Below are 18,305 nucleotides of genomic sequence, written 5' to 3' on the forward strand. Positions count from 1 at the left end.
TTAGGGCTAATTCAGCAAAGTTGTGCACTAAACTTGATTTGGTGTATCAGTCTTTTTTTGTAACGTCATGACGCCATGGGACTTATCTTTGATTGGAATGCTATGGATTGAGGCAATGGGGTCTACATGCAAAAATGACAAAACTTACTTCATGTAGAAGAATTTTCCCCTACAACACAGCATGTTGATATAGACAAGCCTGTATCAGTTGTTCCTAGCACTAGCATAATGAATACTTAATTACTAGTCACTTACTATTAAAGGGGACATTGATTACATAGATAGGTTTTAGAAAACGAATGTGCCGAGGTTTGCTGCAAAATGTCTATAACTGTGTGATGTTGGTGATGGGGATTAGGGGGTAGTGGAAGCTAGAAGTAATGGTGTTCTAATTTTAGAAGTTGGAGCTGAGATTTCTAAACCAATGTGGTTATTTATTGTTCTAATTTAGCCAATTTCCGGCAAAGTCCAAAATTTATATTCTCCATAATGATCCTATCTGCTTACTGTTGAGCAGGGTAAATATCAAACAAGGAGATAAAAAATGAGTAAAGCTGGCTGGCCAAGTACCACAGAAAACCCTTCAGGTGGTGGTCGTGATAATAATCCACCTAAGCGGTAAGTAGGTAATATGATGATAAAAGTATTGGTTTCTGAAGCGAACGGAAAATACCTATACGAGCCTAAAACTGTGGCTGAAGTTGAGCATATTCTAAGTGCTGTTGTTGTTCTATTAAGACAGCCGATTTATTCACTCGGTTTAGGCTGTGTGATTAATGTGTTTAGAACAGCCCAAGCTTTAAATATTGGGCTTGAAATTGGGGCAGAGAAGGAAAATTGGAGTTTTATTCTTCGTCCTGAACATAAATTTAACCCAAGCGCAGGGCGTGCATTTGAGGATAACGCTCTGCTTTCATTTTTTTAATCGAATTACCTTGGATTTTATGGATGTCGAGTAGATTTTTAAGTATTTGATCTGCAATTTTATTTTTCCAATCATCTTCTGGTTCTAAAGTAATCGACATGAGTTTCTCCTAGTTCATTGTGTAGAAGCTTAATCAACAGTCCTATAGGTTATATGATTTTGAAGTTAGTTTAGATTGTTTCAATACGAGTATGATACTTAAATTTCGATGATCAAATTTTCACTAAACCCATTTTTTCCTTGCTCTTGTGGATAGCCTAAAGGATTGATCACTAATCTACATCCGTCGACTACAGCATCAACTGATGTATGCGTATGCCCTGAAATCCAAAGTTTAAAGCCTTTAACATCCAAGTCATTTATAAAATAAGGATTAAGGGCTGATGCAACAGGATGTTTACCCCAATACGGATCAAGACAGGCTAAATGAGGAGGGAAATGGGTAATGACGATTACATTGTCTAGCCCTTTAAACTGCATAATATTTTGATGATATCGTTGAAATAGTGCAATGTAGTCATCCGCTGTTATAGTTCGATTATCGCTACTTATCATGATTTGATCAAAATCATAAATAGATTGTTCAGCATCTTCTTTAAATTTTTGCAGTTCGTTAGTGGTTGTACGAGTTGAGTTGGAACGAAAGTTCGTAAACAATGTACCGCCAACAAATATTTTATCCTGTATCTTGATATGGTTGTCATCAAGCAGAGCATTTTGAGGATAATTTTCTCTTAAAAAGTCTACGACTAAATTGTAGTTTGAGCAGTAATAATCATGATTACCCAGAACGAAAATAAAGTTTTTATTCAGGTTTTTACATGTTTCTGCAAACTCAATAGCGCCACTTAGACGATTCGAAAAATCCCCAGCGTGAATGATAAGATCTGCATCTTTTGACAATTGATATTCTGAATTATGTGTGTCAGACAAGATTTGTAGTTTCAAATGGCCTCCTAAACCTTATCAGAAAGATAACATGAGCAGATTTGGTTTTGAATAGATAAAGACCTAAATAAAATGTGTGCTTGAGCCTATTGCAAAAGTCATAAATGACTTTTGTTTTAATAAAGGAGTAAATGATGAATAGTGCAATAAAGAGTTTTGAAAGAGGGTGTAAATAATTCTGTGTAAATGTGGTTTTAAAAATACTAGGTTACACGTTCTTCAAATATGATACTAAAACGATTCATGGCAGCTTTCCAATTCTGAATGACATCGTCCATTTTTTTGCTTGCTGCCATAATCGCTAAATATACCACTTTTTTCACAGAATCATCGGTTGGGAAGATTTTTCTTTTCTTGGTGGCATCAATAACTTAAATCCCTCTTGTTCTAATCCATAGTAGAGCGTCATAAGCAATACGATCCAACATTTCCCAAACAAACGAATTTAACAGTTGGTCGAGTTGGTTGGTCTGCATGGGAAATCAATCAATGGATTGAGTCTAAGTTGGCGAGTCATTGATGATGGGGAGCTTCGGCTCCCTTATTTTTTTAGGAAAGTCTAATTATATTTTTCCTTTCTTATAACTTTTGCATCAAAAAGTTATTTCGATATGTATTTTAGTACTATCTTGATAAATATTGAACATAATTGTTCAATATGTTATTTTGTCTCTACAATCGTACATGGAATTAATAAAAAATTTAATTGCACTTTTATTTATGAATGAAGAGAAAAATCAAATGGTTATTAAAAAACAAATTGCTATATTTTTTAGTATTTTTGTCATTTCAAATACATATGCAAATGATGAAATTGTTGGTAAATGGAAAACAATTGATGATAAAAGTGGTGTTGTACGAGCTATAGTGCAAATTTATAAAAATACAGATGAAAGTTATGCTGGAAAAATTGTAAAAATACCCCAACCTTGGCAATAGTCACCAACATAATTTACATTAAATTGTATAAATTGCTGTGTATATAAGTACAATAACATCAATAACTTACGTTTTAAAATATTTTTATTGGAATTAATGTTTATTAAGATCGTTTAATTTTGGTCACATAAGTTTTTAAAAATTTACCAAATAATCACCAACATAATTTTGTGATGATTAATTAGGTAAACCGAATGGTAAAAAATCAGGTTGATGGAGTTATATATGGCTGAACCGTACCGGGTTTGTCGGAGACTTTTTTATTTAAGTTAGGCCACCTGACCTAACGGGTTAATCTTATGCTGCTGTTAGGGTCTAAAAATAGCAGTTTTGAAGGGCTTTATCGAGTGATTTTTTCAACACTCTACGCAATTATGGATATCATAGTATCCACTTTATGTTTTATTTCGCTATAATGGATATAACTGTATCCATTTGGTCTTTGCGGATGAATTTTACCTTACTTGATGATACCGATGTAAGCCAAGCTTATGCGGCTTATTTACGTGAGTTACGCAAGCAGGCAAAGCTGTCGCGCGCTGCATTGGCTGAGCGAAGCTGCGTACCTGCGGCCACCATTAAGAAATTTGAGCTGACCGGGCAAATTTCATTTCGTCAATTGCTGTTGCTATGGCAGACACTTGATTCGCTAGATAGGCTTTATCAGCTCACGCAACTTAGCAAAGAACGCGCTGCTATACCCATGAGTATTGATGAGGTGCTAAAAGATGAGTTTTAAACCGATTCAGAAGCTTAATGTTACTCGTACGCTAAGCTCAGGTGAGCAGATATCTGTTGGAGTCTTGGCGCAGAATCGGCAAGGCGTTTTTTTTCAGTATACTGACGACTATTTGCAGCAGTTTGGCAATTTATCACCGTTTACCTTGCAAGCGAATACGCTAGTTCAAGCCGCACCTAAAGCGCCGCACCAAGGTGTACATGGCGTATTTGAGGATTGTTTGCCCGATGGCTGGGGCATGTTGTTACAAGATCGTATTTTCCGGCAAAAGGGCATCCTACCTAATCAATTAACGGCGATGGATAGACTGGCCTTTGTCGGTGATAAAGGCATGGGAGCGCTGTCTTTTGCTCCGGTGTCTGAGTTTTCAGCCACGACATACGCGGACATTGATTTAGCAACCTTGGGCTTAGAAGCACAAACGCTGTTCGATGCTTCAATGTCAGATTATATGGATGATAATCACGATGAGTTAGATGGGCATACGCAACAGGTGTTGGCCGCATTAGTCGCCGGTGGTAGTTCGGGTGGAGCAAGGCCTAAGGCGCAGATTTATATGCCTGCAGGGGAAACTCAGCATTGTCGAACCTTTGCTCAGCCTGGAGATGAGGCTTGGCTGATTAAGTTTACCTCGAAAAATCTCGCGCTCGGGCATGAAGAAGGGTTGTGTGAAGCGGTTTATTTGCAAATGGCCGAGCTTGCCAAGTGCCAACCACCAGTCTGGCAACTCATTGAAGCACCAACTACAAGCGGTGCGTCTGCCTGGTTGGCGCTTAAGCGTTTTGATTATGTCACGGAGCAGGCCCGTTTAAGCGGTAATCGCAGTTCAGGTCGCTTGCATATGCACAGCGCTTGCGGGCTGCTGGATGCAGACTTTCGAACGCCAAGTTTAGATTATATTGACTTGATCAAAGCCAGCCGTCAGTTGTGTAAATCTCCTGCTGCTGGGCAGCTGCAATTTCGCCGTGCCGTTTTTAACCTGCTGTCGTCTAACCAAGACGACCACAGTAAAAACTGGGCGTTTTTGCAAGCGGATGACGGTCAATGGAACCCTGCACCTTTTTACGATGTTACCTACAGCCCACATCCATTCAACGAACACGCCACTGCTTTCGGCGGTTATGGCAAAGCGCCATCGCTTAAGGTGATGCAAAAACTTGCTACTAGTGCTGGCTTTGCGAATTGGAATGATGCAAAGCAAGTTATTGAAGAAGTCGCAGAAGCCATCAGCCAATTTACGTATCTTGCCAAGCAACAAGGGATCAGTAAAACAACAATGTCCGTGATTGCTAAGACATTGGAGCAGCGTAAACAAGAAAATGCAGCGCTTTTTCTATAACAATAAGAAGGGACAGTAATGAAGCTCGGCCGAAACGATCCTTGCCATTGTGGCAGTGGTAAAAAATTTAAACGTTGTTGTATGAGCAGCGTTTCCAAGCAACATGCCCAAGTCTTCGATGATGTTGAAACCATGCTGGCAATGAACCCAAATTTGAGTCTTGATGAACTCAATGCCGCTTTGCAGCACAAAGTGCAAGAACGCAATCATCAACCTCATCCCGATTTTTGTGGCGTAACGCCAACGCAAATGGCCAATTGGCTTTATGCGCCTTTTGATGAATTAAAGTGGGTGACAATTTGCACTCCCGACTCTCTTTCTGCCAGCCCAATAATGCGTTATCTAGCCCTCATTCTTGATGAGGCCATGGCGCAAGAAGGCTCCTTCAAAGCCACGAGTAAAGGCAACTTACCGGCTAAGTTGGTTAAACAGGCCAGTGAGTTATTGCCTGAGTTTGCCGTTGCTCAATTAGAACGTAGTATAAGCATCAGCGAGTTTTCGGGCAGCAATGAAGACAAATTTAATGCCTTGCACTACACCCGAGTGCTTGCCGAAATTAGCGGTATTATTTATCGGCGCAGTGGCCGCTACCATGTAAAAAAATCAGCGCAAAAGCAGTATCAAGCGCTAGGCATACAGGCCTTTTTCAAACCTATGTTAGAGGCCGCTATCAGCAAATATAACTGGGGTTATTTGGACAGTTTCGAATACGATGTCGACTTGCGCACTTTTTGGTTGTTTATGCTGTGGCGTATTCAAAGCCACAACAGTGTGGAGCAGCTTGTGAAAGAGGTGATGACAGCTTTCCCTAATCTATTGCTGGTATTCCCTACGGATGATTACTTCTCGCCAGAAAGAAACTTAAGTATGCTCATCGAATCACGATTTATTGAGCGATTTTTGCAGTTTTGGGGATTTGTAACGATTGACCCAAGACGTTATATAAACGCTGAACAAGTCGCCAGAGTGATTCAGGTACAGCCTTTGTTAAAACAAACTTTTCAATTCACAATAAATAAATAGCAAGGTCACCGTGAGCGAATTTCAATACTATAAATTTGAGCGTCTGGATGGGTATTTAGATGCTAAAGCACGTCAAGCACTCAGAGCCATTTCAAGCCGTGCCGAGATCAGCGCTACGGCCTTTCAGGTGTATTACACCTACAGTGATCTAAAGGCCGAGCCTTTTGAGCTGATGTTAAAATACTTTGATATCGGTTTTTACTATGCCGATTGGGGCTCAATCGATGTATACATCAAGCTACCAGCAGGAACGCTTCCAGATGCGTTACTTGGCTTTTCAAGTGATGGACTTCATGTTCACGAAAACGATGAGTGGCAGTTGCTGATTTTTTCCCTTGAGGAGTGTGATGAGTATTTTGACGATGAGCATGCTGACGACTTTTTCCAGCATTTAGCCGCTTTACGCGGCGGGTTAATGCAAGGGGATTGGCGCCTTGTGTACTTAATGTGGCTCAAAGCGTTTGATTTTAATGATGGCGTTGAGCGAGTGCCGTTAATTCAATTCGATTTTGAGCACCTCAGGGAAGAGGAGCAGGCGTTTGCTGCGCTGTATGATATTCCCTTAGCATTGGTTAAGGCGCTCGCCATGGTGCTGAGCGAACAACCCAGTCACCAAGCCAAACAAACTCAGCTTACGCTTGATGCGTGGATCCATAATCTCTCGCAAGCAGAGAAAGACACGCTATTACGCACGTTGTTTGAGCAAGGCCAGCTAACCCGTCACCAAGCCTTAGCGCTGACGCGAAAAGAACCTGTCAACACAGACGAGATCTATCAATACTGGTTAACTTCCGCCGTCATTTCTCCTTTCATTGAGCAAGCGCAAAGTCAATTACAGCAAGAGCAAGCCGCAGCACTCGCAAAAAAATTAGCTATCGAAAAAGCGGAAAAAGAAAAAGCGTTGACGGATATCTACAATCAACGTGAGCACTACTGGCAGCAATCACAAGAGCAAGCGGATCGAACTTGCGCCAGTGGTTACGATGCGGCATCACGCTATCTGCATCAGCTGTTTGAGGCCTATCAGTTCAAAGCTGATGAAGCGGCGTTTGAACAACGTTTTAAGCGCTTTGTTGTGGCGAATAATAGCCGTAAAGCACTGTTAAATCGCTTGAGTGATTTGCTTTAAACGATGAGGCGATAGGCTGGCCAAATGACGTTAGCAAAAAACCGATTGAGGGTTGGTTGAAAGGTTGTAAGCCCACCAAAGGTCTACAAATTGTTACCTATGAAGTCACTTTGTGTAGACCTCGGGGCCTAAGTAACGCGCTTTTACCATCTCTGTGGTAAATACTGCGTGAAATACAAAGGCATCACGATATTGGTTTGCTCTAATGCGGATGAGCCTTGTGTACCCGTTAACTTAAAGGTTTTACTTGGAGTACATTTTTCAACGTAGGATGCCAACGATTTTGCTCTTGTACGTTTACCACTTTTGACCTCCACAGGGACGATATCGCCTTCATCGGTCGCCAAAATAAATTCGATTTCGGCACGGGCGTCATTCCATGAATAGCTTGGGTCAACGCCAATGGCAGTGAGCTCTTGTTGCACAAAGTTTTCAGCCACATAACCTTTGTATTCATAGTTTTGTTGCTTAATTTCTTTATAACTGCTGCCGAGCATATGATTAAGCAGACCCACATCAAACAAAAACAGTTTCACCATATTTTCTTTTTTATAGGCCGCTAACGGAGATTTCGGCAATCCTTCAATAGGGTAGTTTGGCAAAGCTAGGCGGCAGCAGTTAAGCCAATGGATCGCGGTTTCAAAATCGCTATAACGAGATTTACGCTCATGCACATGCTTAAATTTAAAGCGTTTAACCGACTCATCGCTGACAAGTGATAGCTGGGCTGGAATGCTATTAAATACCGATTCAATCAGTGTGGTGTCGACCTTGCCCGCGTACTTACCAAAATCGCGGCGATAACCTTCCACTAAATCGGCATGAATTTTTGTGACTTTTTCAACACGCTCTAGAATGCTTGAATCCTTATACTGATACCAAGCAGAAACGGCTTCCGGCATACCACCAGTAAAAAAGTAGTCAGTGAGTTTGTCCATCAATTTGGTGTGTACTGCCGGTGTGCTTGCTTGACTATCAAACGCTTTGATCAGCGCTTGCTCGTTGGATGCGTAAATAAATTCTTGGAAGGTCAGTGGTCGTAAATTGTATTGTTCTACCTTGCCCACAGGGAAGGTGTTGAGCAAACCAATATTCGAGCCGCTGGCAGCGACAAAATAGGACGGTGCTTTTTCAGCAAAGTACTTTAGTGAGGTAACGGCACGTTCACATTCGCCAATTTCATCTAATATCAGCAGATCGGTTTCTGGGTTGAACGCTTGGTTGGTTAACAACTCAATATTCATTACTAGCTCGTCAGGTGACAGAGAGCCATCGAACGCTTCTTTGTAGGCAGGGTTTTCAAGGAAGTCGATACGAAGGATGTTGGCAAAGGTATTCCCAAATAACTCTTGTAGCAGATAGGTTTTACCTGTTTGTCTTGCACCATCGATCAATAATGGCTTGCGCACCGGTTGATTTTTCCATGTTATTAGGGCGTTTAGTAAGTTGCGCTGCATTGTCATTTCCCGCCAATTAAGACTGTTAACTGCCTGTAGTATAACTCAGCCTACACTTTTACGCGCAGAAAAGTGCGGAATTTTACATTTTTATGCGCATAAAAGTGTAATTTGATGACCTTTGGCATTCAGGGATTCACATCATCGCCTTGGCCAACGCGCAAGCTAAACCTAAAAGTAGGATATAAATCCAATTATATTGAGTAAAGTGGGAATATAGTCCCTTTGGTTGGTGATATGGCTAAGCGTGACTTACACAATATATTGTTTCCAAAGCAGCGTAAAATCCTGACGCAGTTTGGTGAAGACTTGCTGTTGGCGATGAAAAGACGTGGTTTTACCAAAAAGCTACTGTGTGAACGTACTGGTTTTGATCATAAAACCGTGAATTAAGTCTTAGCCGGTGATCCGGGCGTTGCCATAGGCACTTACTTAAAGGTGATGGCCGTTCTTGGCATGGAAAGCAACTTTGCAGAAATGGCCGCCCATGATGAAGTGGGTATCAAGCTGCAAAACATAAAATTGCTGGAAGGTTCAAGATGAGCCGTGAAATCGTTGAAGTCTATGCCGACTGGCAGCCAATTGAAGCACCTTTGCTAATAGGGCTGCTTTCTTACAGCGATTCAAGCCGAGGTGGCGTGTTTAGTTTTGCCTACGATAAAGCATTTTTAACCTCAGCCTATCGCTTGCAAATTGATCCCATCCTGACCCTCCACTCCGGTGTACTCTAAAACGATGAAGTCGATAAAAGCTTCCGCGCATTTCTTGATTCATCGCCTGATAGATGGGGGCGTATTTTAATGCAGCGGCGTGCGGCGATTGAGGCGCGCAAAGGCATTCGAGCAACAAGTCGATTAAACGAATTGGATTACCTGCTGGGCGTAAATGACTCTTACCGGATGGGTGGTATTCGATTTAAGCGAACAGGCTCGAATGCTTTTTTGGACGACAATTCTGAATTTGCTGCGCCGCCAATGGCTTCTTTGCGAGAGCTAGAGCATGCAGCAATGCAGATTGAAAAAGACGATAACATCGACAGTGACGAGTATTACCGCTGGTTGAAAATGCTGATTTCTCCAGGCTCATCATTAGGTGGTGCAAGGCCCAAAGCTTGTGTCACAKATGAACAAGACCACTTGTGGATTGCTAAGTTTCCCAATTTAAACGATACCCATGATGTGGGCGCGTGGGAGATGGTCTGTTATGAATTGGCGTTAGCGGCAGGTGTTGACATGTTTCCAAGTGAGATGAGGCAATTTTCGTCACAGCACCATACCTTCTTAACAAAACGGTTTGACCGCGACGGTGACAAGCGGCTGCATTTTTCGTCGGCCATGACACAGCTTCAATACTATGATGGTGAACAATCTCAAGGTGCCAGCTACTTAGAGATTGCTGAATTTATTTCCAATTGTGGAGCACAAACCACAGCTGATTTAGCTCAGTTTTGGCGTATGGGGGTAAAGGCATGGGGAAGTGTTTAATGAAGTGCTGCTGTTTATTTTGGCTTGGTATTTGGTGAAGGGATGTTTTCTAATTTCAATGAAGGTTGCTTGTTACTGTTGTCATCAATGTACTCAAGGGCGTACCTCATAGCCTTGTAGCTTTTCTCGCGTTTTTTAAACATGCGTTGCAGCATAGGGAGAGTGCAGTCCACATAGTCGTGAATAGTGACTTGTGTTTTGCCTTCCGATTCACGATGAATACGACCGGCATATTGAGCCAATGTTCCTTTCCATGAGATGGGCATGGCCAAAAACAACGTATCCAGTCTTGGTAGGTCAAACCCTTCGCCTACATATTTTCCTGTTGCGACGACGACTTGAGCCGATTGCAGATGATTGTCAGCGTTCTTGCGTTCCGCAGCTTTCATGGCGCCTTTAAGTACGACAGTGCTTATACCCATTTCGGTAAGTCGTGAGTGTATGGATTCTGCGTGCTCTCTACGCTCTGTAAGGACTAACGGGTGTCCGCCATTTTGAACACACTCGTAGGCGTCTGAGACGATTTTTGAAGTGCGCTGCTCATTATTGACGAGCCAGCGGTAGGCATCGCTTATTTTGGGGCGCTCATCTGTTTTTATAAGCTCTGCTGCTGGTACATCGTAGAGCTGATGAATCATCACGGTTTGAGTAAATTGCTCATCAGGGCTTTGTTTCACTTTGTAGCGAATAGGCCCTGCCGCCATAAAAATGATCTTTTGATGACCATCTTGGGCACTGTTGCAAATAGGCTGACATGATAAGCTAAATATCTTATTTATTTCGAGATACAGCAGATGAATCCCTTCCACGGTCGGCACTTTCAAGGTGAAATCATTCTTTGGGCTGTTCGTTGGTATTGTAAATATGGCATCAGCTATCGTGAACTTCAAGAAATGCTCGCTGAACGAGGCATAAATGTGGATCACAGTACAATTTATCGTTGGGTTCAGCGTTATGCTCCAGAAATGGAAAAACGCTTACGCTGGTATTGGCGTAATCCTACAGATTTACATTCATGGCATATGGATGANGGCACTGTTGCAAATAGGCTGACATGATAAGCTAAATATCTTATTTATTTCGAGATACAGCAGATGAATCCCTTCCACGGTCGGCACTTTCAAGGTGAAATCATTCTTTGGGCTGTTCGTTGGTATTGTAAATATGGCATCAGCTATCGTGAACTTCAAGAAATGCTCGCTGAACGAGGCATAAATGTGGATCACAGTACAATTTATCGTTGGGTTCAGCGTTATGCTCCAGAAATGGAAAAACGCTTACGCTGGTATTGGCGTAATCCTACAGATTTACATTCATGGCATATGGATGAGACTTATATCAAAGTGAAGGGGCGATGGACTTACCTGTATCGTGCAGTTGATCAACGGGGTCATACGATTGACTTTTACCTTTCCGCTAGACGGAACAGTAAATCAGCCTATTGTTTTTTAGGAAAGATCTTCAATACGGTGAAAAAATGGCAAATTCCACGGGTCATCAATACAGATAAAGCACCCACATATGGACGTGCTTTATCACGGTTAAAACGGGAAGGTAAATGTCCACCAGACCTTGAGCACAGGCAGATTAAGTATAAAAATAACGTGATTGAATGTGATCATGGCAAGCTAAAGCGGATCATCAGGGCCACATTAGGATTCAAATCTATGAAGACGGCTTATGCCACAATTAAAGGTATTGAAGTCATGCGTGCACTACGTAAAGGACAAGCATCGTCATTTTATTATGGTCAGCCTCAGGGTGAAGTGTGTCTAATCAACAGGGTTTTCGGTCTCTAAGCACTTTTTAAAGGGAACATCATCGACTCAAATCTCTATTTGCAACAGTGCCACTCTGAATCTTCAAATACTTTATGTTTGATCATCGCTGTTTGTCGATGCAGCGCCGGACCCTCATGTAAAACTAAATGACCGAGCTCATGTGCTAATGTAAAGCGAGCTCGGCCATGCATTGGATCATTGGGATCATTCAATGCCTCATAGACATCTTCACGAATGACCAATTCACCTTTGTCTGGATTGGTAGCAGCTTCGATAGGTCCTAACACTTCTTTTTCAAGAATGTCATAATTGACCCCTAATGTGGTTGGTAAAATATTTTCAATTAAATCAACCATATCAATCTTTTCATCAGCACTAAAACTTAGTACTTTAGTTCGAAATTTAGTTGCTACTGCACTAATTTGAACTTTCGATAAAGGGTCAACCTTTACCCCTCGACACTGTCCGCCAGACATCTCTACTCCTTAGTTTTCCATGAGAAATTTTCTCAGTTTGTCAAAATCAATTGTGTTGTTATCTACCTTACGAGCGAACATGATTGCAATTTCTGCGTCATGATCATTCTCAACTTTGATAGATACCTCGCTGAGAGTTTTACTAGCTGCTGCATTCAATTCCAAAGATTCAGCATCTGAAAGGTTCAAAATTTCAGAAATTTTGTTAATTAATCCAGGATTAATTGCCTTTCGTCCTGTCTCGACACCAGATAAAAATGCAGAAGTAACACCCAAACCATCAGCCATATTCTTTAAGTTAACGTCATGATCAATTCTGAGTTTTCTTAAAGTTTTACCGAAATCTGTAAGTGTGACTGCCATAATGATCTCCGTAGTACGCTGAAGCCAATCATCAGCGAAACTTTTATGTTGTAATTATAATTATATCCAAAATAATAAGGTTTATCAATCCCCATAAATAAATTTACCTCAAGGTAAATATAAATACAAGTAGTTATTTCAAAATATTTTTTATCGATTTAGTTATTAGAAGGACTACACTCTATTTAACATAAAATCTCTTATTCGAAATTCATCTGTTAGAAACCATTTAAAGTGTCTGTATTCTCACCATTAAAAATGTCTGGTTTATGATGATCTAAATAACTTCTCAGGATATGACTCTATGAACGACACTGAAAATCAAAAAAAACTCCCATTCTCAGAGGATGAATTACTCGAAAATATAGATGAATATAAAGCACATGCAGATGAAATTGCTGTGCTTACAGAAACCGAATTCGATTATTCATATTTCAAACACTCTACTCCATTTTTTCAAAAATAAATTAATTACAGTAGAGACAAAACCCTTGCTACATAAGGTTTTGGAGTCGTTTGTCTAAAAATAATCATAGAACAACCCAGAGCCTGTTTATTTCCTCTTTGTATCCTTAAACGGATAAGATTTTAGAAAAACCGATGGCTCAGAATTAAAAATCATTTAACTTTTATTTGTAATTGTAAACCGAAAGTATCGAGTAATTTCTGCATGGATTTCAAAGTAGGATTGCTCCCTGGTTGCTCCATTTTTTGCAGTGTCTGTGGCGCAATCTTAGTAATTTTAGCCATATCATTCAGTGTTAAATGTAGCTCTGTTCGAATAAATCGAGCAACTTGATAAAAAGGCCAGTCTGGATGATTATTGATGGTTTCAAGCACAGATAGTCTTTTTTCCATTTGTTGAATAGGGGTCAATGGTTTAAAACGTTTATCCATGGCTGATCTCCTCCAACTGCTGGCAAATATTGATTATTCGATATTGGCTATTTTCCAGAATTTCATCCGCTAATTGAAGAGCCTGCATCTTTTCTAACAGTCCCCGATAAATTGGTAACTGTTCAATTAATAAAGTTTTAATTTCTTGTGGATCAATCGAAGTGCTTTCAGCTATCTGCTCAATCACAGAACTCAAAAGTGGCATACCACCATGATCATCTCTTTCCCAGCGAGTGGTGCGTGCAATACTATCTGGGTGTAACCACATTGGTGCAAAATCAAATAATGGTGAGAGCTGAATATTTCCATTATTAAAGCGTTGAATTGCCGTATTGCGGGTATGGTTATCTTTGTTGCCTAAGGCAACATTTGCGAGATCACGCTTCAAATACTCAAATATTTCCTGCTTTGGTTTGGTACAAGCCTCCATAAGCAGGGTACATATTTGATTATGGGTCATTCTAACCCCAAAGCCCGCCTTCCCACCTAAGGATGCAAGGCTTTCCTGAGCAATTCTTTCAACTTTGCCATTAATTACTTTGCGATCAAATCTTGGAATAAACAAAGTCTTGCCATGTAACTCAAGATCCCGGTGTACACGTAGTTGCAAGTACTGAGCGACTTTCATATACAAAGCTTCGTTCATCAGGATTTTATTCAAATTTTGATCACTGCCGCGGCTAAATTTCACCAACCAATGCTGCTTAACTTGATCATCTAGAAGAGTATGATCTAGATAGAAAAGGTCATCATAACCTTGTGTTAACAACAATTTTGGCCACTCACCCTGAATACCAGATGAACCAGCAATAAAAAGTCCATAAGATGCGAGTGATTCAATAAACTTTTCTTTACGTTCAATAATTTGGCTTAGGCTAAATCCTCGATTCTGCAGCTTTGGGAAATGACTCTGTAACCATTCATGGGCCTCTTTGACTCGCAGATTCCCAATTGGATTTCCTGCGCCTGCTTTTAAAAGTGCCCAGTCTGCTTGCTCCTGAACATTCTCAGAAAAATCAAGCTGTCTTAGTAATTCTTTGCGGCCGTATCCTTGAGGTAATAGATCCATAAGAAATGCTGGCCAAGTTGATTCCAATCTATTTTGAACGTTCACTGGTAAGTCATAAGCAAGCGCATGACCATCTCTTAGATCCATATATGAAATAGCATATTCGAACAAATATGATGTACGTGTAGCTGCCTGCCATCCAGCATTTTGATCATCCGTAACCTCAACCAAAGCACAGTCATGCCATTCATAGTCTTGGTAGATTTGCAGTGTACAGTATTGCTTCATAATTTTATTAAAATAGTAAAATATAATGGTTTTATTGATTATATACCTATTTTAATATAATAATATACTTAAACTAAAAATCTCAGTGATCACTCTAGGTGTCTAAGCAGAACTTATACATTTCTCAAAATTGCAATAAACTCATCTGATTTACAGTAGAATTGATCAATATTGGGTTAAATCTCACCTCCTTATATTTTAGCTATCCTTTACATCATGTCAGAACGTCAACAACTCAGCCTTAGTGAATACCTTGCCACTGTACAGGAAGTCATCCAGCTGACTTTTGATGGGGCAGTGTGGGTCAAGGCTGAGATCCGTAATTTAAGTATTAAAGGCGGTCACTATTATCTTGAGTTGGCTGAGAAAGATGAAGAAAGCCATAAGGTGATCGCTAGTTGTAAAGGCACCATTTGGAAATTTACGGCACAAAAAATAATTCTAAAGTTTGAACGAGAAAGTGGTATTGAACTGTCGAAAGACCTGAATGTACTGATCAAGGTCAAAGCTAGATTTGATCCACAATATGGCTTCTCGGTCAATATCGAAGATATCGACTCTAGCTTTACTCTAGGAGACATCGCCAAACGCTATCAGCAGATTCTGCTGCGACTGACTGAGGAAGGCCTGCTTAATAACAATAAACAGTTGCCGGTACCCTTTGATATTCAGAATGTCTTGGTCATTGCACCGGAAAATGCTGCAGGGTTAGGTGATTTTAAAAAAGATGCGGATGCCCTGGCTCAGGCTGGTGTCTGTCATTTCGTTTATCATTCAGCAACTTTTCAGGGTAATACTGCTTCTGCCAGCATCATTCAGGTTTTGGGTAGTGCCTTAAGACGGTGGGCTCAAGATTACTCGATAGCACCAGACCTTATTGTGATCATCCGTGGAGGCGGAGCCGTGAATGACCTAGCTTACCTGAATGATTATGATCTGGCCGCACTGCCGTGTAAAAGAACTGTGCCGATCTGGGTCGGTATTGGCCATGAGAAAGACCGCACTATTTTGGATGAAATTGCACACCGTTCCTTTGATACCCCAAGTAAAGTGATCGCAGGGATCCGTAACCTGATTGTGGAGCGGGTCAATGAAGTTAATACTGCTTTGCAGACCATCAAGCTACTGTCACAGCACCAGTTGATCGCTTACCAAAGCCAGAATGACCAGTATCTGAAAACTATCAAAACTCTGACACATAACCAGATCAATGAAGCCCAGCGTAGCGTTGATATGCTTAAAAGTGATACTCAGTATCTTGCTCAACAACAGATTAAACTAGCTTCACAGCAGGTGGAGTCATTGATGAGGGAAACCTTGCTACAGAATCCTCGTAATGTGATGGCCAAGGGCTATGCAATTGTCCGTAGCCAAGGCAAAGCCATCCGTTCCATCCAGCAGATTACTGACCAGCAATTACAGATAGAACTTAAGGATGGCACCATTGATGCCACCGTGACACAGGTAAACGCACATGAACAATGAAGAACTAAGTTTCAAGAAAGGTTATGAAATTCTCAAGAAAAATGCCGAATTTCTTGAATGTCAGGAAGAACCGGATATTGATAACCTTATGGCGATCGTTGAAGAGTCCATGACTGCCTATAAAGCCTGTAAGTTACGTATTGATGCTGTGCAACAGGCGTTGAATGACACCTTTAAAGAATAAAAATTCTAGGTCGAGAAAAGTCTAGAATGTTCTAGAAATAAAGGACATGAGATGGTGAAAACTGACAGTTAACCCAATAAATTTGCTTGAGCAGAGTTTTATTACTAACCACCTTTTCCTCGAGAGTAAATTACTATAAATAAAAATATAGGCAAATATATATAAACAATCTAATAGACTTCTTGCGTTAGTCAAAATTTAAACAGCCCAAAGCTACATTTTATAAGGTTTTAGCCAATTCAAAAATTAGGTAAAACGATACTTTCGCAAGAGGTCTAATATTGGGGGTATATTTGATAGTTTTTTTTAATTATGAACAATCTAGTAACCGAGCTTAAACGCATCGAACAAGACCTTGCTAATTTTGTATCTCCTGAAAACAAAGATGGCTTTGTTAAAGAGTTTGCATCTTGGGTATATGCTGAATGGTCAAAAAATACTTTTTATGACCATTATTATGTTGATGTTGGATATGACTGCTCTTCCCACCCCGAAGCTACCAATAAATTGCTTGCTGATGAGTGCCGAACCTATGCGGAATTTCTCTGTACACGACAAATTTCACAGAACCCTTATCCTATCAGGCTTCTGCCTTCTTAAAATTGCCAAAATTTCCTTAAACTCTTCTTTTTTCCCAAAACCAATTAAACGCTGAATCGCCATTTGAACATAGTCTAAACCATAGCGAAATAAACTCATTGAGAGTCGTCCATGCTTCTTTATTTTTGTTACAGCTGCTATGATGAATGAGATCGAAAACTGAAATCCCCCACTAGAATTGTTGACTGGAGTCAAAATGAATAAAAAGCGGCCGGTTAATCTTGATATTCGAACCATTCAGCTTCCTCTCACGGCGCTTACATCGATTCTGCACCGGATTTCAGGAATTATGCTCTTTATTTTTCTGGGACTGATACTGTATATGCTGAGCAAATCGTTGGAGTCAGAAAAGGGTTTTAATGAAGTCAAGGAGATTTTTTCTTCACCTTTCGGCAAAGTTAGTTTCTGGTTGGTATACTCTTCATTTATTTATCATCTCGTAGCCGGAATTCGACACCTAGTTATGGATGTGGGTGTTGGTCATACTTTGAAAGGCAGCAATCGCGCCTCTACTATTGTTTTAGTAGTGTCGGGTGTTTTAATGGTTGCTGGCGCCGTATGGATTTGGTAGCTGTGGAGTCGTAATGCGTATTTACAAGGACTAAAAGCGTCCTTTAAAGCTAACTTACGAAAGTATTTATAATCGACGGTTCACGCTTAAACGGTTGAATCCTTTCGGGCTTCCGAATAGCTGTTAGCTGAAAGCTATCATGAGCTAAGTTTTCTGTGCATCATCAAATGTGTTAATGGGAGCGCCATAGTACTAGGTACAAATATGGCTCTAGGACAATGTTAGATGTTTTGGATTTTGAGGCGGATCGCTCTTATCGAAGATCGTCTAATTCGCTCTGAAGCGCAGGTTTTTTGAAACTATCACCTGGTTGGCACACTGTGCGAATCAACATCAGATATGAGAAAGCCAATCAGGTGAACACTACCCTCGAGGGCTCATCTGTCCAGTTAAAGCCTCGAGTCTTTCTGGGTGCGCAAAAGACAAGAAGGTTATATGGGAAAATTATGAGGCCTGGATACCATGCGTCATGGGCGTGCCGATGCTGTGAGTGACAGAGCGAGAAGCAAGTGAAAGTCCCTGAAGTAGGGGCGGGATGCGCCCGAGTGGCATTTTTTGTCTTAAGGTAGATCGCGTAGCTGTTCTTCAGAATAATCTTCAGAGCGTTGACGACAGCCATCGCTGTGCATTCCTCAAGAATAGAATGTGTCGGAAGGGTGGCGTCATTG

Annotated in this window: 19 protein-coding genes and 6 pseudogenes; 16 read left to right on the plus strand and 9 right to left on the minus strand. The window is 40.8% G+C overall.

The features are described from left to right. Positions 1 to 631 precede the first annotated feature (631 nt). Positions 632 to 925, plus strand: a complete 294-nt coding sequence (locus BJN41_RS15525) for a hypothetical protein (protein ID WP_227515208.1) — start codon at positions 632 to 634, stop codon at positions 923 to 925. A gap of 198 nt (positions 926 to 1,123) precedes the next feature. Here the strand turns inward: BJN41_RS15525 and BJN41_RS02955 are convergent, their stop codons facing one another. Then, a complete protein-coding gene (locus BJN41_RS02955; RefSeq protein WP_070153157.1) occupies positions 1,124 to 1,873 on the minus strand; it encodes a metallophosphoesterase family protein in 750 nt (249 codons plus the stop codon). 203 nt (positions 1,874 to 2,076) lie between these two features. After that, a pseudogene (locus BJN41_RS15805) lies at positions 2,077 to 2,235 on the minus strand (IS256 family transposase); the annotation flags it as partial. 38 nt (positions 2,236 to 2,273) lie between these two features. On the opposite strand from BJN41_RS15805, the pseudogene BJN41_RS14590 reads away from it, so the two are divergent. From BJN41_RS14590 to BJN41_RS02980, 6 genes and pseudogenes are all read left to right on the plus strand, one after another. Further along, positions 2,274 to 2,393: pseudogene (locus BJN41_RS14590) on the plus strand (AlpA family phage regulatory protein); the annotation flags it as partial. Between the two features lie 164 nt (positions 2,394 to 2,557). Further along, positions 2,558 to 2,812 (plus strand): DUF2147 domain-containing protein, encoded by a 255-nt coding sequence (locus tag BJN41_RS02960; protein ID WP_070153160.1) that lies wholly within the window; start codon positions 2,558 to 2,560, stop codon positions 2,810 to 2,812. Positions 2,813 to 3,260: 448 nt separating this feature from the next. Continuing rightward, positions 3,261 to 3,551, plus strand: coding sequence for a helix-turn-helix domain-containing protein (locus BJN41_RS02965; protein WP_070153163.1), 291 nt, complete (start codon positions 3,261 to 3,263; stop codon positions 3,549 to 3,551). Beyond that, complete coding sequence (locus BJN41_RS02970; protein ID WP_070153166.1) at positions 3,541 to 4,890, plus strand: type II toxin-antitoxin system HipA family toxin; 1,350 nt, start codon at positions 3,541 to 3,543, stop codon at positions 4,888 to 4,890. The genes BJN41_RS02965 and BJN41_RS02970 overlap by 11 nt, the downstream gene beginning before the upstream one ends. An 18-nt stretch (positions 4,891 to 4,908) precedes the next feature. Beyond that, positions 4,909 to 5,913 carry a YecA family protein gene (locus tag BJN41_RS02975; RefSeq protein ID WP_070153169.1) on the plus strand — a complete coding sequence of 335 codons (1,005 nt, stop codon included), beginning with the start codon at positions 4,909 to 4,911 and terminating at the stop codon, positions 5,911 to 5,913. 10 nt (positions 5,914 to 5,923) lie between these two features. Continuing rightward, positions 5,924 to 7,042 carry a hypothetical protein gene (locus tag BJN41_RS02980; RefSeq protein ID WP_070153172.1) on the plus strand — a complete coding sequence of 373 codons (1,119 nt, stop codon included), beginning with the start codon at positions 5,924 to 5,926 and terminating at the stop codon, positions 7,040 to 7,042. 143 nt (positions 7,043 to 7,185) lie between these two features. Here BJN41_RS02980 and BJN41_RS02985 read toward each other — a convergent pair whose 3' ends face one another. Continuing rightward, complete coding sequence (locus BJN41_RS02985) at positions 7,186 to 8,499, minus strand: ATP-binding protein (protein ID WP_070153175.1); 1,314 nt, start codon at positions 8,497 to 8,499, stop codon at positions 7,186 to 7,188. A 237-nt stretch (positions 8,500 to 8,736) separates the two neighbouring features. On the opposite strand from BJN41_RS02985, the pseudogene BJN41_RS16015 reads away from it, so the two are divergent. Together BJN41_RS16015 and BJN41_RS02995 are read left to right on the plus strand one after the other, a co-directional pair. Further along, positions 8,737 to 9,042 (plus strand): annotated as a pseudogene (locus BJN41_RS16015) (transcriptional regulator). Then, positions 9,039 to 9,953 (plus strand): annotated as a pseudogene (locus BJN41_RS02995) (type II toxin-antitoxin system HipA family toxin); the annotation flags it as partial. The pseudogenes BJN41_RS16015 and BJN41_RS02995, both read left to right, overlap by 4 nt. Positions 9,954 to 9,997: 44 nt before the next feature. On the opposite strand, the gene BJN41_RS03000 reads toward BJN41_RS02995, so the two are convergent. Next, positions 9,998 to 10,792 (minus strand): DEAD/DEAH box helicase, encoded by a 795-nt coding sequence (locus tag BJN41_RS03000; protein WP_264754235.1) that lies wholly within the window; start codon positions 10,790 to 10,792, stop codon positions 9,998 to 10,000. On the opposite strand from BJN41_RS03000, the pseudogene BJN41_RS03005 reads away from it, so the two are divergent. After that, a pseudogene (locus BJN41_RS03005) lies at positions 10,778 to 11,011 on the plus strand (IS6 family transposase); the annotation flags it as partial. The gene BJN41_RS03000 and the pseudogene BJN41_RS03005 sit on opposite strands and share 15 nt — an antisense overlap. Before the next feature lie 66 nt (positions 11,012 to 11,077). Beyond that, a complete protein-coding gene (locus BJN41_RS03010; protein WP_070153178.1) occupies positions 11,078 to 11,782 on the plus strand; it encodes an IS6 family transposase in 705 nt (234 codons plus the stop codon). 35 nt (positions 11,783 to 11,817) lie between these two features. On the opposite strand, the gene BJN41_RS03015 is transcribed toward BJN41_RS03010, so the two are convergent. Both BJN41_RS03015 and BJN41_RS03020 read right to left on the minus strand, forming a co-directional pair. Next, the gene (locus BJN41_RS03015) at positions 11,818 to 12,240 is read right to left on the minus strand and encodes an ImmA/IrrE family metallo-endopeptidase (RefSeq protein ID WP_070153181.1); all 423 of its coding nucleotides are present in this window, start codon (positions 12,238 to 12,240) and stop codon (positions 11,818 to 11,820) included. 9 nt (positions 12,241 to 12,249) lie between these two features. Continuing rightward, positions 12,250 to 12,603: a helix-turn-helix domain-containing protein gene (locus BJN41_RS03020; RefSeq protein WP_005175518.1), complete on the minus strand. Its 354-nt coding sequence runs from the start codon at positions 12,601 to 12,603 to the stop codon at positions 12,250 to 12,252. Positions 12,604 to 12,907: 304 nt separating this feature from the next. Here BJN41_RS03020 and BJN41_RS15605 point away from each other — a divergent pair, with 304 nt between their 5' ends. Next, positions 12,908 to 13,069 (plus strand): hypothetical protein, encoded by a 162-nt coding sequence (locus BJN41_RS15605; protein ID WP_002046470.1) that lies wholly within the window; start codon positions 12,908 to 12,910, stop codon positions 13,067 to 13,069. Between the two features lie 152 nt (positions 13,070 to 13,221). Here the strand turns inward: BJN41_RS15605 and BJN41_RS03025 are convergent, their stop codons facing one another. Continuing rightward, positions 13,222 to 13,500: a helix-turn-helix domain-containing protein gene (locus BJN41_RS03025; protein WP_070153184.1), complete on the minus strand. Its 279-nt coding sequence runs from the start codon at positions 13,498 to 13,500 to the stop codon at positions 13,222 to 13,224. After that, a complete protein-coding gene (locus BJN41_RS03030) occupies positions 13,493 to 14,797 on the minus strand; it encodes a type II toxin-antitoxin system HipA family toxin (RefSeq protein ID WP_070153186.1) in 1,305 nt (434 codons plus the stop codon). Before BJN41_RS03030 ends, BJN41_RS03025 begins: the two co-directional genes overlap by 8 nt. Positions 14,798 to 15,013: 216 nt before the next feature. On the opposite strand from BJN41_RS03030, the gene xseA reads away from it, so the two are divergent. The 3 genes from xseA to BJN41_RS15285 all read left to right on the plus strand — a co-directional run bounded on the left by xseA (position 15,014) and on the right by BJN41_RS15285 (position 17,066). Next, a complete protein-coding gene (gene xseA, locus BJN41_RS03035; RefSeq protein ID WP_070153189.1) occupies positions 15,014 to 16,282 on the plus strand; it encodes an exodeoxyribonuclease VII large subunit in 1,269 nt (422 codons plus the stop codon). Beyond that, complete coding sequence (gene xseB, locus BJN41_RS03040; protein WP_070153192.1) at positions 16,272 to 16,466, plus strand: exodeoxyribonuclease VII small subunit; 195 nt, start codon at positions 16,272 to 16,274, stop codon at positions 16,464 to 16,466. The genes xseA and xseB overlap by 11 nt, the downstream gene beginning before the upstream one ends. 312 nt (positions 16,467 to 16,778) lie before the next feature. After that, positions 16,779 to 17,066: a hypothetical protein gene (locus tag BJN41_RS15285; RefSeq protein WP_070153194.1), complete on the plus strand. Its 288-nt coding sequence runs from the start codon at positions 16,779 to 16,781 to the stop codon at positions 17,064 to 17,066. Here the strand turns inward: BJN41_RS15285 and BJN41_RS14595 are convergent. Next, positions 17,028 to 17,192, minus strand: a pseudogene (locus BJN41_RS14595) (IS4 family transposase); the annotation flags it as partial. The gene BJN41_RS15285 and the pseudogene BJN41_RS14595 sit on opposite strands and share 39 nt — an antisense overlap. Before the next feature lie 70 nt (positions 17,193 to 17,262). Between BJN41_RS14595 and sdhC the strand changes: the two are divergent. Beyond that, positions 17,263 to 17,637: a succinate dehydrogenase, cytochrome b556 subunit gene (sdhC, locus tag BJN41_RS03050; protein WP_005005993.1), complete on the plus strand. Its 375-nt coding sequence runs from the start codon at positions 17,263 to 17,265 to the stop codon at positions 17,635 to 17,637. Positions 17,638 to 18,305 lie beyond the last annotated feature (668 nt).

Source organism: Acinetobacter towneri (genome assembly GCF_001758345.1).
Classification (GTDB): domain Bacteria; phylum Pseudomonadota; class Gammaproteobacteria; order Pseudomonadales; family Moraxellaceae; genus Acinetobacter; species Acinetobacter towneri_A.

Bases quoted from the DNA above. Each gene is read 5' to 3' on its own strand.
- xseB (WP_070153192.1), top strand. From the start codon at position 16,272: ATGAACAATGAAGAACTAAGTTTCAAGAAAGGTTATGAAATTCTCAAG.
- BJN41_RS03015 (WP_070153181.1), bottom strand. From the start codon at position 12,240: ATGTCTGGCGGACAGTGTCGAGGGGTAAAGGTTGACCCTTTATCGAAA.
- BJN41_RS02970 (WP_070153166.1), top strand. From the start codon at position 3,541: ATGAGTTTTAAACCGATTCAGAAGCTTAATGTTACTCGTACGCTAAGC.
- xseA (WP_070153189.1), top strand. From the start codon at position 15,014: ATGTCAGAACGTCAACAACTCAGCCTTAGTGAATACCTTGCCACTGTA.
- BJN41_RS15285 (WP_070153194.1), top strand. From the start codon at position 16,779: ATGAACAATCTAGTAACCGAGCTTAAACGCATCGAACAAGACCTTGCT.
- BJN41_RS15525 (WP_227515208.1), top strand. From the start codon at position 632: ATGATGATAAAAGTATTGGTTTCTGAAGCGAACGGAAAATACCTATAC.
- sdhC (WP_005005993.1), top strand. From the start codon at position 17,263: ATGAATAAAAAGCGGCCGGTTAATCTTGATATTCGAACCATTCAGCTT.
- BJN41_RS03025 (WP_070153184.1), bottom strand. From the start codon at position 13,500: ATGGATAAACGTTTTAAACCATTGACCCCTATTCAACAAATGGAAAAA.
- BJN41_RS03030 (WP_070153186.1), bottom strand. From the start codon at position 14,797: ATGAAGCAATACTGTACACTGCAAATCTACCAAGACTATGAATGGCAT.
- BJN41_RS03010 (WP_070153178.1), top strand. From the start codon at position 11,078: ATGAATCCCTTCCACGGTCGGCACTTTCAAGGTGAAATCATTCTTTGG.
- BJN41_RS02960 (WP_070153160.1), top strand. From the start codon at position 2,558: ATGGAATTAATAAAAAATTTAATTGCACTTTTATTTATGAATGAAGAG.
- BJN41_RS02965 (WP_070153163.1), top strand. From the start codon at position 3,261: ATGAATTTTACCTTACTTGATGATACCGATGTAAGCCAAGCTTATGCG.
- BJN41_RS15605 (WP_002046470.1), top strand. From the start codon at position 12,908: ATGAACGACACTGAAAATCAAAAAAAACTCCCATTCTCAGAGGATGAA.
- BJN41_RS02975 (WP_070153169.1), top strand. From the start codon at position 4,909: ATGAAGCTCGGCCGAAACGATCCTTGCCATTGTGGCAGTGGTAAAAAA.
- BJN41_RS02985 (WP_070153175.1), bottom strand. From the start codon at position 8,499: ATGCAGCGCAACTTACTAAACGCCCTAATAACATGGAAAAATCAACCG.
- BJN41_RS03020 (WP_005175518.1), bottom strand. From the start codon at position 12,603: ATGGCAGTCACACTTACAGATTTCGGTAAAACTTTAAGAAAACTCAGA.